This window comes from Shinella sp. G-2, from assembly GCF_050172695.1.
Taxonomy (GTDB): domain Bacteria; phylum Pseudomonadota; class Alphaproteobacteria; order Rhizobiales; family Rhizobiaceae; genus Shinella.
Map to the genome: position 1 here is coordinate 34643 of NZ_JBBEYH010000033.1, position 14414 is coordinate 49056.

The window sequence follows — 14414 nt, forward strand, 5'->3', positions numbered from 1 at the left end:
GTCACTCCCTGGCCTTGTCTTTCAGGGGCATTGCAGCCTTGGTGAAGTCTTCCCATGGATCGGCCTTGAGGGCATGCAGGCGCGTCGGCGTATTCTCGACGGTGAAGTAGGCCGGGCCGATATCGGCGTTGAGCTCGTCCCAGGCGAGCGGCATGGAAACGGCCGCACCGGGTCGGGCGCGCGTGGAATAGGGCGCCACCGCCGTCATGCCGCGCTGGTTGCGCAGGTAGTCGATGAGGATTTTGCCGCGCCGCTTCGACTTGGTGATGGTGGACACGTATTTGTCGGGGCTGTCCTTGGCCATGGCATCGGCGATGCCCTTGCAGAACGCCTTGACCGCGGGCCAGCGCGCCGAGGGTTTCAGGGGGGCGCAGACATGCAGACCCTTGCCGCCGGACGTCTTGACGAAAGCGTTGAGCCCGGCCGCCTCGAGACGCTGTCGCGTTTCCTCCGCTCCGTTGATGACCGCCTGCCAGGCGACGCCCTCGCCGGGGTCGAGGTCCATGATGATGCGGTCCGGTCGTTCCCAATCGGCGAGCGTCGAGCCCCAGGGGTGGATTTCCAGCACCGCCGACTGCACGAGGCCCATAAGCCCGTCGATGTCCTCGATGGCGACATAGGGTTCGTCATCCTTCTCCGCCGGGTCCTGCACCTCGACGATGTTGGCATTGATGCCCTTCCAGGCGTGTTTCTGGAAGAAGGTCTGGCCGTCTATGCCGCTTGGCGCGCGCAGCAGGGCGAGGGGACGGCCGACGATGTGAGGAGCGATATAGCGCCAGACCTCGGTGTAGTAGTCGGCAAGCCCTTCCTTGGTGACGCCCTCGTCCGGCCAGTAGACGCGATCGGGATGGGTAAGGCGCACGGTGCGGCGGGTTGGTCTTTCGGCCTCGGTCGCTGTGGTTTTCGTCCGTGTCTTCGGCATTTCGGCGATGACCTCCGTGGCTGGCTTGTCTTCCCTCAGGCCCCGGAAGGAAGCATGACGCAGATGCCCGTCGGCCGTCCAGGCGCGAAATTCCACCTCCGCCACCAGTTCCGGCCGGACATAGCGCGCCTGCCGCGCCTCGTCCGCCGTCAGCTTGCGGCCGAAGGGGCTTTCGTCCGTGCGCATGCGCGAGAGGCGCTTGAAGAGATCGGCGGCGACGGGGGCGCTGAAGCCGGTGCCGACGCGGCCGACCGGCTCCAGCTTGCCACTCTTGTAGACACCGAGCACGAGCGACCCGATGGCCTGGCGTGAGACGGTGGAGGGCACGTAACCGCCGATGACGAATTCCTGCCGGGCCGAGCATTTCGACTTGATCCAGCTTTTGCTGCGTCCTTCGCGATAGGGCGCGTCGCGCAGCTTGGAGACAACGCCTTCGAGACTGAGCCGGCAGGCATGGCGCAGCACCAGCGCGCCATTCTCGTCGAAATGGCCGCTGTAGCGCAGGATGCCGGCGGTTCCCGGAACCAGTTTTTCCAGCAGCGCCTTGCGCTCTTCCAGCGGCATGCGGGTCAGGTCGTAGCCGTCGAGATGGAGGAGATCGAAGGCGTAGAAGACGAAGCGGTCGTCGCGCCCTGCGCTGAGATCTGCCTGCAGGGCGGAGAAATCCGAGGCGCCGGCACCGGTTTCCACCACAAGCTCGCCGTCGATGAGCGCCGTGCCGACCGGCAAGGCCTGAAGTGCCGCGGTGACGCCCTTGCCGAACTTCTTCGTCCAGTCGAGCCCGCTACGGGTGAAGAGTTTCACCCGCCCCGCCTCGATGCGCGCCTGAAGCCGGTAGCCGTCGAACTTGATCTCGTGCAGCCAGCGGTCGCCGGGCGGCGGCGTGCTGGCAAGGGTGGCGAGCGTCGGCGGCAGGAAATCCGGCAGCTTTGCCTTGCGCGCACCCTTGATGCCGGACGGATCGGGCGCCTCTGCTTCGGGCGTTTCCGCTTTGGCCTTGGCAGCCTTGCGGGAGGATTTGCGGATGCGACCCGTCCGGGAGGACCAGCCTGGCTCTTCTCCGGCGACCGCGGCGATCTCTCGTCCCGTCTTCACCGACCGGGGCTGCTCCTTAAGGAGGTCATCGTCGCCCTCGGCCACGGCGAATTCGTCGTCGCCCTTGATCAGCAGCCAGTTCTCCCGCTTTTCGCCCGGCTTGCCGTGCATGCGCACGAGATGCCAGCGGCCGCGCAGTTTCTCGCCGTCGAGCGAAAATTCGAGATGGCCTTTCGCATAGGCTTTCCGCGCGTCGCCGATCGGCTCCCAGGTGCCGCGGTCCCAGACGATGACGGTGCCGCCGCCATATTCGCCCTTGGGGATCGTGCCCTCGAAATCGCCATAGGCGAGGGGGTGGTCCTCCACATGCACGGCGAGCCGCTTTTCGCTGGGGACAAGGCTCGGGCCGCGCGTCACCGCCCAGCTTTTGAGCACGCCGTCCATTTCGAGACGAAAATCATAGTGGAGCCGCGTCGCATCGTGTTTCTGGACGACGAAGCTGTGACCGCCTTTCCGGCCCTTGCGTCCCTTGGGTTCGGACGTGGCCTTGAAATCCCGTTTCTGCCTGTAGACGTCGAGGGTCGCCATGCTCACCCCGCCTTTCGGCGACGCGCCGCCGGCTTGTGTGTGGCGGGTTTCTTCGTGCCGCGCTTGACGGCCTTGCCGTCTTTGCCAGCGCTCTGGCGCAGGGCCTCCATGAGGTCGATGACCTTGCCTTCGGCCTTCGGTTTGACCGGCTTGATCTTCCGCCCTTCGATCTTCGCCTTCACCACTTCCGCCAACGCGGCATCGTAGCGGTCATCGAAGGTCTTCGGATCGAAACGGCCGCTCTTCGTGCGGATGATGTGCTCGGCGAGTTCCAGCATCTCGCCCTTGAGCTTGATGTCTGGAATGTCCGCAAAGGCGTCCTCCGCCGAGCGCACCTCGTAGTCGTAGTTCAGCGTCGTTGCGACGAGACCGTCCGCCTCGGCGCGGATGAGGAGCGTGCGCACGCGGCGGAAGAGGACGGTCTCGGCCAGCGCCGCCACCTTCTGCGCCTTCATGCCGTCACGGATCAGGGCGAAAGCCTCCTCGGCGTGGCGGTCGGAGGGGGCGAGGTAGTAGGGCTTGTCGAAATAGAGATCGTCGATGTCGCCGCAGGCGATGAAGGCCTCGACCGCCAGGGTCTTGTCGCTTTCGGGCACGGCGGCCGCGACCTCTTCGGCGTCGAGCGCGATATAATCGTTCTCGCCCGCCTCGTAGCCCTTCACCTGGTCCCCGCGCTCCACCACCTTGCCCGTCTCGCTGTCGACGAACTCGCGGTGCAGCCGGTGGCCGGTGCGGCGGTTGAGCATATGGAAGGAAATGCGCTCGTTCGTCGAGGCGGCCGTGTAGAGCGCGACCGGACAGACCAGTTCGCCCACCTTCAGGAAACCTTTCCAGTTCGCTCTTGGCGCCACCGTAGCACTCCGTTCCAAAGCGGAGGCAATGCCCGGCCTGTCGTCTTTGTTCCGGCGCGCCCGGTTTCCGCCTGGGACGAACGGCAAAAAAAGACCGCCGCGAAACGGTGCGTTTCGCGGCGGCGGTTTTGGATGACGGCAGCGCTGGTTAAGCTGCGTAGGCCATGCCCGTGCGGCCGGACTGCGGCGCAGCGCCGGCATTGCCCAATTTGAACTGGGCCAGCAACGCGTTGAGTTCCGCGGCCTCGACGGCAAGGCCATGGCTGGCGGCCGTCTGTTCCTCTACCATCGCGGCGTTCTGCTGCGTGCCCTGGTCCATCGTGTTGACGGCCATGTTGATCTCGTTGAGACCCGTCGACTGCTCGCGTGCGGCAAGCACGATGGCATTCACATGGCCGTTGATCTCCTGCACCTCGCGCACGATGGCTTCGAGGGCCGCGCCCGTCTCGTCGACCAGCGACACGCCGGAACGGACCTGGTCGCTGGACGTCGTGATGAGCGCCTTGATCTCCTTGGCCGCATTGGCCGAGCGCTGGGCGAGCTCGCGCACTTCCTGCGCCACGACCGCAAAGCCCTTGCCGGCTTCGCCCGCACGCGCTGCTTCCACGCCGGCGTTCAGCGCCAAGAGGTTGGTCTGGAAGGCGATGTCGTCGATGACGCCGATGATGTTGGAGATCTCGTGCGAGGACTTCTCGATGCCCTGCATGGCCGAGACGGCGCGGCGCACCACCTCGCCCGACTTCTCGGCACCCGTGCGGGTGCGCGAGACGAGCGAGCCGACTTCCTCGGCCCGGCGGGTCGAGTCCTTGACGGTGGTGGTGATCTCTTCCAGCGCGGCGGCGGTTTCCTCGACGGAGGCGGCCTGCTGTTCGGTGCGGCGCGCAAGCTGGTCGGCGGAGGCGCGGATTTCGCTGGCGCCGCCATCGATGGCCATCGCCTTTTCACCGACCGTCGACAGGGCCTTGTGCAGCTTGGTCACGGAATGGTTGAAGTCGCTGCGCAGGCGATCGAGATCGCCGGCAAAGGGCGTGTCGATCCGCGAGGCGAGGTCGCCTTCGGCAAGGCGGCCGAGGGCATCGGCGACGGAGCCGACCGCGAAATTGACGTTGCGGGCTTCCTCGGCCTTGATCGCCTCGCGGTGCTGGCGCTCCTGTTCGGTGAGGCTCTGGTTTTCCTCCGCTTCACGGGCAAGGCGGCCACGTTCGATGATGTTCTCGCGGAACACGGCGACGGCGGCGGCCATCTGGCCGATCTCGTCCTTGCGGTCGCGGTCGGGGATTTCCTCCGAAACATCGCCGCGGGCAAGCTTGCTCATCATGCCGGTCATGCGCATCACCGGCTTGACGACGAGGCTGGAAAGCAGCAGCGAGAGAACGCCGATCATGGCGAGAACGCCGACGACGGTGCCGATGGTGGCGGCGAGGCGGAATTCGGAAATGCCGGCATAGGCCATGTCGCGGTCGACGATCAGGCAGAGATACCAGCTGTCGAGCACCGGAAGACCTGCCACCGGCACGAAGCTGACGAGCACGCGCTTGCCGCCAAGCTCGGTTTCCATCAGGCCCTTGCCGTCGATGGCGGGCGTTTCCTGCGGGAAGACGTCCGTCAGGGGCTTGGCCACCAGATCGCCATTGGGATGGACGAGCACGGTGCCGGACTTGTTGACGAGGAAGGCGGAGCCCATGCCGCCGAGATCGACCTCACCGATCATGCCGAGCAGGCCCTGCAGCGGGAAGTCGGTGCCGGCGATGCCCATGAGCTTGCCGTCACGCATGACGGGCGCGGTGGCGCTGATCACCAGCTTCTGCGTGGCGGAATCCACGTAAGGGTCCGTCAGAACCGGTGCGCCGCGGGCGACCGTGTCCTTGTACCAGCCGCGCTTGCGCGGGTCGTAACCCTCCGGCATCTTGGCGTCCGGGAGGCGGGTCATGACGCCCTCCTCGCTGCCGAAATAGACCAGGGCGAATTCCTTGGCGAGCAGCGGGTTGTTGAAGCCCCGGAGGATTTCGTCGGCGCTCTGCGTATGGCTCACGCCGGCGCCGACCAGTTCCGTCAGCATGACGCGCGCATTCAGCCAGTTGGCGATGCCATTGGCGGCCAGTTCGCCGGAGGACTGGATCTCCGACGCGACGCCGCTGGATGTCGCATTGCGCTGCAGGCTGTCGATATAGACCGAAAAGCCGCAGAAGGCCGCCACGACGGCAAGCGAGGCCGCCAGGAGTATCTTGGTCATAAGGTTGAGACGTGCGCTCAAGGAATTCCCCCCGTATTCCACCATCGACCGCATGCCCTGGAAAGGCTCGGATCCGGCAGGTCAAAAATGTCTTGGAAATTGTGCCGTCATGGCGGTGACGAAGCGAATGCGCTCCCGGGCCGTGAGAGTGGAGGCAGATGGTTAAAACTCGCCTAAAAGGCGCAGTAGCAGTTTTTGCCTATTGGGTTGAGAAAGGGTGCTCGCGGCACCTCGGTGTCGCGGCTATCCGCAGCCGCAAAACCGCGGAAGACCACCGGGCAGTCGCATTTGCCGGGGAAATGCACCTTTCCCCGCGTTCCGGCGGTTGCCTGTCCGGTGTCGGCATGTTCAAAAAGACGTACCTGAATTGTCCAGGTTTCCGTTCGCCGTCAAAGCCGGGCGGGAGCTTGAGGGGGAGTATTGCGTGACTGCGAGGACATTCGGCAAGTCGTCAGTCGAGGCCGTTCAACGTGAGAGGGAGCGGCTGGCCGCCCTTGAAAACCTCGATCTTCTCAACAGCCCGCGGGACGAAGGTTTCGATCGCATCGTCCGGTTGATACAGCAGGTCTTCGGCGTCGACATCGGCCTCGTTTCCCTCATCGACGGTCACCGGCAATGGTACCAGGCCTGCTCGGGTCTCTCCGCCGATGAGGTGCCGCTTGAGGATACCTTCTGCCGCTATGTGCTCAATGAAGACCAGCCGATGTTGGTTGAGGACGCGTTGAAGGACCCGCGCTTCGTCAACCATCCCGCCGTCACCGGGCCGGACCGTATCCGCTTTTATGCCGGGGTGCCGCTGAAGACGAAGGCCGGTCACACGATCGGCACCGTCTGCGCGATCGACCGTACGCCCCATTCCTTCGGACACAAGGATCTTCGCATCCTGTGGGAACTGTCCGGCGCGGCGATGGACCGGATCGAACTGATGCAGACCGCGGCGACCGACAGCCTGACGGAAGCGTTGACCCGCCGCGCCTTCAAGCGCGAGGCGGAGCAGCTGATTGCCGCCGCGGTGCGCCACAAGCATGATCTTGGCTGTGTCGTACTCGACGTCGACCGGTTCAAGGCGGTGAACGACACCCACGGCCATGCGGCCGGCGACGAGGTGCTGAAGGCCGTTGCAGCCACGTGCCGCGCGAACCTGCGCGCCAGCGACCTTTTCGGCCGGCTCGGCGGCGAGGAATTCGCCATTGTGCTTCCCCATATCGGCGGCGAGCAGGCGCTGGCCGTCGCCGAAAAGCTGCGCGAGGAGATTGCCGCGCGGCCCGTCAACGGGGCTTTCGGTACGCTCTCCGTCACCGCCAGCTTCGGCAGCGCTGCGCTGTCGATTGTCGGTCGGGATATCGAAACCCTGCTCGCGCAGGCGGATGCGGCCATGTACCAGGCCAAGGGGAGCGGGCGCAATCGCTGCGTTTCCTGGTCGATGACGGAGGGAATGGGCGCCCGTCGCCGCGTTCTCAAGGCAGGCACCATCCTCTTCAACGACCGTCGTTCGACGATCGACTGCACCGTGAAAAGCCTCGGCGCCGACGGGGCGGGGCTCATGGTCAGCAATTCCGCCGGCATCCCGCCGGAGTTCACCCTGATCATGAAGGCAGAAGGGTTCGAAACGGCCTGCGCGGTTCTCTCTCGCGACCGCCAGAACCTCGACGTCGCTTTCCGCTAGAGCATTTCCAGCCGAAGCGGGATCGCTTCGGTGTCGGGTGATGCGGTAAAACAAAATGCTCAATAGCTGCTCGAAGCCTCTCCGGGCGTCGGCAAATCCTTGCAGAGTCTTGCAAGGAATCTTGCATACATCGTATTGACTGCAAGGCTGCTTGCTTGCACGATCATGGCTGCAACGAAACTTGTGAGCGCCATGACCATTCTCGACCGCATAAAGGCGAAATCGCGCAAGCTGACGGAAGCCGACCAGAAGCTGATCACGGCGATGCTGGAGAACCGCGCGGAAGCGGCGTTCCTGTCCGGGCCGCAGCTTTCCCAGCGCGCCAGCGTGCATGAGGCGACGGCGACGCGGCTGGCGCAGAAGCTCGGTTACAAGGGCTTTCCGGACCTGCGCGCCGAATTGCAGCGCGAGGTGCTTCTGGACCAGGACGCGGCCGGCCGCATGCGCCGCTCCGTCGCCAAGGTCGAGCACGGCGATTACCTCACCGACCTCATCGCGGCCGAGATTACCGCGCTGGAAACGCTCGCCCGCGCGGTGTCGCAGGCCGATATCGACCGCGCAGCCGACATGATCTTCGAGGCGCGCCGCGTCTTCGTTTTCGGCCAGGGCCACGCCCAGTCCGTTGCCGGCTTCCTGCAGCGCCGGCTCGATCGTTTCGGCATGACGACCATTGCGCTCACGGGGCGCGGCCGCGACATCGCCGAGCGCCTTGTCGGCATGGATGGCAACGACATCGTCGTGGCGCTCGCGTTCCGCAAGCAGCCGCAGAGCTACGGGCCGCTGATGCGCCATGCCACTCGCGTCGGCGCGCGCACGGTCCTTGTCTCCGACCTCGCCGGTCCGCTGATGGAGCCGGCCGCCGACCTGATGCTGGCGGCCCCGCGCGGGCGCTCGGGCAGTGAGTTCCAGACCCCGACCATCCCCTTCGCCATCGTCAATGGCATCGTGCTGACGATTGCGGGGCGGCACGAGAAGGAGGTCATCGGAAGACTGGAGAAGCTGTCGGAGCTGTTCAACGACTTCGACTGAAAAGAGAGAATTGGAGGAGGAAACCATGCTGAAACATCTGTACGCATCCGCCCTTGCGGCCTGTCTCGTCCTGCCGGCCGCCGCGATGGCCGAAGACCTCGACGGTCTGACGCCCGAACAATTGCTGCCGCTGGCGCAGAAGGAGGGCAGCGTCACCGTCTTCTCGCTGTCGAGCCGCATCGCCAAGATCGAGAAGGCCTTCGAGGATGCCTATCCGGGCATCGATCTCATCGGCCTCGACATGAGCTCGACCAAGCAGATCGCCCGCGTGGAAGCCGAGCAGCAGGCGGGCGTGCACGCCGTCGACGTGCTCTATATCGCCGATACACCCGTCGTCTTCTCCAAGCTGGTGGAAGAGAAGCGCGTGGTGAACTATGTGCCGCCGCGCGTCGCCGGCGAACTGGAGGACCGCTTCAAGGGGCCGCTCCTTACGCAACGCCTGTCCACCAAGGTGCTGATGTACAATGAGAAGGCCTTCCCGGATGGCTCGCCCGTCACCAATCTCTGGCAGCTTACCGAGCCGGAATGGCAGGGCCGCGTGCTGATGGTCGATCCGAGCCAGCGCGGCGAGCTGCTCGATCTCCTCACCGAGATCGCGCTTCACCCGGACGAGATGGCCGCCGCCTACAAGGCCAAGTACGGCAAGGACATCGAGGTCGAGGAGGGACTGGAAGGCGCGGGCGAACAGTTCATCAAGGCGCTGTTCGAGAACGACCTGATCCTGCTGCCCAACAGCGACGTGCTCAACAAGTCGATCGGCGACGTCAACGCCAAGAACCCGCCCGTCGGCTTCGGCACCTATTCGGACCGCCGCGACAACGAGAAGGAAGGCTGGGCGCTGCAGGTCGCCAACAATGTCGAGCCGGCCAACGGCATCCTCTTCCCGGCGGTGCTGACCATTGCCGACAAGGCGCCGCATCCGGCCGCCGCGCGCCTGCTCATCGACTTCATGTTCGGCGACAATTCGCCGACCGGCGGTCCCGGCTTCGAGCCCTTCAACGTGCCGGGCGACTATGCGGTGCGCAAGGCCATCGCCGACCATCCGGACTCCGTCAAACGTGACGACCTGAAGGCCTGGACCATCGACCCGGCCAAGACCGCCGCTGCACGCGGCCGCATCGCCGACCTCATCATCACGCTCCAGTAACGGAGCCGCCTGCCGGCGCCACGACACGGCGCCGGCAGGCGTGGAGGAGTTCCCATGACATCGACCTCGCTTTCAGCGCCATCGGGCAGCCGGCTGCTCCGATCGGGCTTCCTTTTGCCGGCCGTGCTCGTCCTGATCGTCGCCATCCTCGTGGTCGCGCCGCTCGCCCGCATCCTCCTGTCGACGCTGACGCCCGAGGGCATCGCCGCCTGGCAGGCCGTGCTCGCCAGCCGCCTTTCGGCCAATCTGTGGTGGTGGCCGCTGCTCAACACCATGGTGCTCGGCTTCTGCGTGGCCGGCGGCTGCCTGATGATCGGCGGTTTCCTCGCCTGGCTCGTCGTGCTGACGGACGTGCCGGGACGCCGCTTCCTCGCCATGATGGCGACGCTGCCCTACATGATCCCGAGCTTTGCCGCCGCGCTGGCCTGGGGCACGCTGTTCCGCAACTCCCGCCTCGGTGGCTCGGCCGGTTTCTTCGAGACGAACGGGCTTTCCATTCCCGACTGGCTCGCCTGGGGGCTCGTTCCCACCGCCATCGTGCTGATCGCCCACTACTATTCGCTCGCCTACACGATCATCGCCGCCGCGCTCGGCTCGGTCGGTGCCGATCTCGTCGAGGCCGGGCAGATGGCTGGCGCGCGGCGTCCCCGCATCTTCTTCGGTATCATCCTGCCGGTCGTCACCCCGGCGCTCGTCGCGGCCGCCTCGCTGACCTTTGCCGGCGCGGTCGCCAATTTCGCCGCGCCCGCCTTGCTTGGCCTGCCGGTGCGCATGCAGACGCTCTCCACCCGTCTCTTCGGCATGATCGAGACGGGCCAGAACGAGCGCGGCTTCGTGCTGGCGCTGCTTCTGATCGCCGTCTCGGCGCTGTTCCTCTTCCTGTCGGACCGCCTCGTTTCCGGGCGCAAGGCCTTCATCACCGTCACGGGCAAGGGCGGGCGCACGAAGCGCTTTCCACTCGGCGCCTGGCGCTGGCCGCTCTTTGCGCTCGCCGCCGTCATCGGCCTCTTCACCACGGTCGTGCCGGTGCTGGTGCTTGCCGCCTCCAGTCTCGCGCCGCAGAGCGGGGCGCTGTTCTCCAACTGGACGCTGCATTTCTGGATCGGCGAGGGTGGCGGCGAGATCGCCCAGGGCCAGGCTGGCATCTTCCGCAATCCCGTGCTGATCGACGCCTTGTGGAACACCATCCGCCTTGGCCTCGTCGTCGCCTTCACCACCATGCTGCTGGGCCTCGCGCTCGCCTATACCATCGTGCAGCGCAAGGGCAGCCTGCTGGCGACGCTCCTCAGCCAGCTCGCCTTCCTGCCGCTGCTGGTGCCGAGCATCGCCTTCGCCGCCGCCTATATCGCGCTGTTCGGCGCACCCATCGGGCCGCTTCCCTCGCTCTACGGCACATTCGCACTGCTGGTCATCGCGGCCTCGGCGCACAATCTGCCCTTCGCGGTGCAGTCCGGCCGCTCCGTGCTCGGGCAGATTTCGGCCGATATCGAGGAGAGCGCGCGGCTGACGGGCGCAAGCCTCGTGCGGCGGCTCTTCGCCATCGTCTTCCCGCTGGCGATCCGGGGCCTGTTTGCCGGCGCCATCCTCGTCTTCGTCAAGATGGTGCGCGACCTCTCGCTGGTCGTGCTGCTCTTCACCGCCACCTCGCCGGTGCTCTCCATGGTCGCCTACCGCTATGCGTCGGAAGGCTTCATGCAGTTCGCCAATGCCATCACCCTCGTCATCCTCGTGGTCTGCCTTGCGGCGTCGTTCCTCGCCCACAGCCTGCAGAACCGCGTCCAGAAATGGAAAGAGTCATGAACGCGCTTGCCACAGGGGCCGCGGACGCCATCAAGATCCGCAATCTCGTCAAACGTTTCGGCGCCTTCACCGCCGTCAAGAACATCGATATCTCCGTTCCCGCCGGGGCCTTCCTCGTCCTCGTCGGGCCGTCGGGCTGCGGCAAGTCGACCCTCCTGCGCATGCTCGCCGGCCTCGAAAGCCCGACGGAAGGGGAGATCGCCTTCGTCGGCAAGACCGTCTCCAGCGGGGCGGGCGGCGTCATCGCCGATGCCGGACGGCGCAATGCCGGCCTCGTCTTCCAGAGCTACGCGCTCTGGCCGCATATGACGGTGGCCGGCAACATCGCCTGGCCGCTGAAGGTGGCGAAATGGCCGCGGGAAAAGCGCGAGAAACGGGTCAGGGAAGTGCTGGCGCTGCTCGGCATCGATGCGCTCGCCGAACGTTATCCCGCGGAAATCTCTGGCGGCCAGCAGCAGCGCGTGGCGATTGCCCGCACCATCGCGCCGGAACCGAGCATCCTGCTCTTCGACGAGCCGCTTTCCAACCTCGACGCCAAGCTGCGCATCGAGATGCGCAGCGAACTGATGCGCATCCACCGGGCGACCGGGGCGACCTCGGTCTATGTCACGCACGACCAGGTGGAGGCGATGACCATGGCGACCCATGTCGCCGTGCTCAACAACGGTCGCGTCGAACAGTTCGGCAAGCCGATCGATCTCCTGCGCCATCCCGAGACGACTTTCGTCGCGACCTTCCTCGGCACGCCGCCGGCAAATCTTCTGCCGGTCCAGCGCGTGGGGGAAAACCTTGTCTTCGGCGAAACGGTGCTCGCCCCGGCGGCGCTGGCGGCCGGGCAGGAGGCGGTGCAGCTCCTCTACCGTGCGGAAGACGTCGGCGTCGGCGCGGTGGCGGGCATGCCCACGCTCACCGCGCGCTTTGCCGAGGCAGCGCCGATCGCCGGCCGCACGATGGTGACGGCCCTTGCCGGCGACCAGCGCATCACCGCCATGGCCGACGGCTACTTCACTGCGATGCCCGGCGAGCCGATCACGCTCTCCTTCATTCGCACCCCCGATGCGGTCTTCGCCGCCACTGGAGAAAGGATACATCAATGAGGCTTATCCTCATGCGTCACGGCGAAACCGAGTGGAATGCGGAGCAGCGGCTGCAGGGGCAGGACAATTCGCTGCTTTCCGAGCGCGGGGTGGCGCAGGTCAAGCAGTTCCGGCCCTATGCCAAGGCGCTGAAGCCGGCGCGCATCATCGCCTCCGACCTCGGCCGCACGCGCCAGACCGTTGCCCTGATCGGCCATCCCGACGCGCCGTCCGATGCCCGCTTCCGCGAGCTGGACATGGGCGCCTGGACCGGCAAGCGCAAGCCGGACCTCATCGCCGCCCATCCCGAGGACTATGTCGCCTGGCGAGCGGGCACCTTCACACCCGAGAACGGCGAGACCTGGGGCATCTTCCGCAAGCGGGTGGCCGAGGGCGTGCGCGACTGGATGTCCCGCACCGACGGCGATCTTCTGGTCGTCGCCCATGGCGGGGTCATCCGGGCGGCCTGTCACGAATTCCTCGACCTGCCGCCCGCCCGCGTCGTGCCCGTCACGCCCGGCACGGCGACGATCCTGCATTTCCCGGAACGGAACGGGGCCGCGCAGCTCGAAGGCTACAATATCGGTTCGGTCGCGCCCGACATTTCGGTGGCGGACTGACCTCACGCAATTCCGGCAAACGGGCGCGGCGATTTTGCGCTGGAAGAAACACTCTAGCCGAAGCGCCGCAGCGCTTCGGTGAAGAGGTCCGTATCGACATTGCCGCCGGAGGCGACGGCGATGGCGGTGCCGCCATTCAGCCGGTCGCCGTGGAACAGCGCGGCGGCGAGCGCCACCGCGCCGCCGGGCTCTATCACCAGCTTCAGCCGCTTGAAGGCGAGCGCCATGGCGCGAAGAGCCTCCTCGTCGGTGACGACAAGGCCCGCGCCGGCGAGCCTTTCAAGGATGGGCAGGGTGATCCGGCCCGGTTCCGGCGTGATGATGGCATCGCAGATCGAGCCCGCCAGCGCCGCGTTCCGCACCACCTTTCCGGCCGCCAGCGAGCGGGCGGTGTCGTCGAAATGCTCCGGCTCGCAGGTGCGCAGCGTAAAGCCGGGGGCCGTGGCCTCGAGGGCGAGGGCGACACCCGAACTCAATCCGCCGCCGCCACAGGGCACCAGCACCTCGGCGCTCGCAATGCCTTCCTCCTCCGCCTGTTCGGCGATCTCGAGGCCCACCGTGCCCTGGCCGGCGATGACCAGCGGTTCGTCGAAGGGTCTGACCAGCGTCAGGCCGCGCTCTTCGGAAAGCCGTGCGCCGATCGCATCCCGATCCTCTTTGGCGCGATCATAGAGAACGACCTCGGCCCCGAAGGCGCGGGTGTTGTCGATCTTCAGCCGCGGTGCGTCCGAGGGCATGATGATGACGCAGGGCGCGTCGTGCCGACGGGCCGCGAGGGCGACGCCCTGCGCATGGTTTCCCGAGGAGAAGGCAATCACGCCTCGCTTGCGGAGATCGGGCGCCAGGCCCGACAAGGCGGACCAGCCACCGCGGAACTTGAACGAGCCGGTATGTTGCAGGCATTCCGCCTTCACATAGACGCGCCGTCCGGCGATCTCGTCGAGGAACGGCGAGGTGAGCAGCGGCGTGCGCCGGCCATGGCCGTGAAGCCGCGCCCGGGCGGCGACGATCATTTCGATGGAAGTCATGCGGATGGCCCTCGGCTGAACTGGAGCCCGTTACATAAAAGGGCGTTCCCGCGTTGGGAACGCCCATTCTTGTCACGGTGACAGCCGAGATGGTGGCTTTGCCGGAGCGTCCTTCCTCTAGGAAAGAAGGACGCTCCGGCATGGTTCGAACTTAGAACTCGTCCCAGCCGGCCTGCACGGCCGGAGCGGCGCTGCCACCGCCGAAGGCGCTGGCAATCTTGTTCACCATGCGCTTGGCGGGGGAGGCGACCTGCGCCGAGGCGGCGTTGGCGACCCGGAGCTGCGGGCGGCCCTGCGCCGTCGCGACGGTTCCGACCTGGAACTGGCTGATGAGCTGGCGCAGGCGGTCCGCCTCACCGGCGAGCGACGCGCTTGCGGCGGTGGACTGCTCGACCATGGCGGCGTTCTGCTGGGTCGTC

At 66.2% G+C, this 14414-nt stretch carries 10 protein-coding genes and 1 pseudogene; 6 read left to right on the top strand and 5 right to left on the bottom strand.

What is annotated here, in order from left to right:
* Position 1 precedes the first annotated feature (1 nt).
* The 3 genes from ligD to V8U06_RS27035 all read right to left on the bottom strand — a co-directional run bounded on the left by ligD (position 2) and on the right by V8U06_RS27035 (position 5650).
* Complete coding sequence (gene ligD, locus V8U06_RS27025) at positions 2–2545, bottom strand: DNA ligase D (RefSeq protein ID WP_427143307.1); 2544 nt, start codon at positions 2543–2545, stop codon at positions 2–4.
* A gap of 2 nt (positions 2546–2547) precedes the next feature.
* Entirely contained in the window at positions 2548–3396 is an 849-nt protein-coding gene (locus tag V8U06_RS27030; RefSeq protein ID WP_427143308.1) for a Ku protein, read from the bottom strand.
* A 148-nt stretch (positions 3397–3544) separates the two neighbouring features.
* Positions 3545–5650, bottom strand: coding sequence for a methyl-accepting chemotaxis protein (locus tag V8U06_RS27035; protein ID WP_427143309.1), 2106 nt, complete (start codon positions 5648–5650; stop codon positions 3545–3547).
* Between the two features lie 403 nt (positions 5651–6053).
* Here V8U06_RS27035 and V8U06_RS27040 point away from each other — a divergent pair, with 403 nt between their 5' ends.
* The 6 genes from V8U06_RS27040 (at position 6054) to V8U06_RS27065 (ending at position 12967) form a co-directional block, all read left to right on the top strand.
* Complete coding sequence (locus V8U06_RS27040) at positions 6054–7295, top strand: sensor domain-containing diguanylate cyclase (protein WP_427143310.1); 1242 nt, start codon at positions 6054–6056, stop codon at positions 7293–7295.
* A gap of 192 nt (positions 7296–7487) precedes the next feature.
* Entirely contained in the window at positions 7488–8324 is an 837-nt protein-coding gene (locus V8U06_RS27045) for a MurR/RpiR family transcriptional regulator (protein ID WP_427143311.1), read from the top strand.
* 25 nt (positions 8325–8349) lie between these two features.
* Positions 8350–9471 (top strand): ABC transporter substrate-binding protein, encoded by a 1122-nt coding sequence (locus V8U06_RS27050; protein ID WP_226922240.1) that lies wholly within the window; start codon positions 8350–8352, stop codon positions 9469–9471.
* Positions 9472–9525: 54 nt separating this feature from the next.
* Positions 9526–11271: an ABC transporter permease gene (locus V8U06_RS27055; protein ID WP_427143312.1), complete on the top strand. Its 1746-nt coding sequence runs from the start codon at positions 9526–9528 to the stop codon at positions 11269–11271.
* The gene (locus V8U06_RS27060; RefSeq protein ID WP_427143313.1) at positions 11268–12368 is read left to right on the top strand and encodes an ABC transporter ATP-binding protein; all 1101 of its coding nucleotides are present in this window, start codon (positions 11268–11270) and stop codon (positions 12366–12368) included. Before V8U06_RS27055 ends, V8U06_RS27060 begins: the two co-directional genes overlap by 4 nt.
* On the top strand, positions 12365–12967 hold the full coding sequence (locus V8U06_RS27065) for a histidine phosphatase family protein (RefSeq protein WP_226922237.1): 603 nt from the start codon (positions 12365–12367) through the stop codon (positions 12965–12967). The genes V8U06_RS27060 and V8U06_RS27065 overlap by 4 nt, the downstream gene beginning before the upstream one ends.
* A gap of 53 nt (positions 12968–13020) precedes the next feature.
* Here the strand turns inward: V8U06_RS27065 and V8U06_RS27070 are convergent, their stop codons facing one another.
* Positions 13021–13995 carry a threonine ammonia-lyase gene (locus V8U06_RS27070; protein WP_427143314.1) on the bottom strand — a complete coding sequence of 325 codons (975 nt, stop codon included), beginning with the start codon at positions 13993–13995 and terminating at the stop codon, positions 13021–13023.
* A gap of 151 nt (positions 13996–14146) precedes the next feature.
* A pseudogene (locus V8U06_RS27075) lies at positions 14147–14414 on the bottom strand (methyl-accepting chemotaxis protein); the annotation flags it as partial.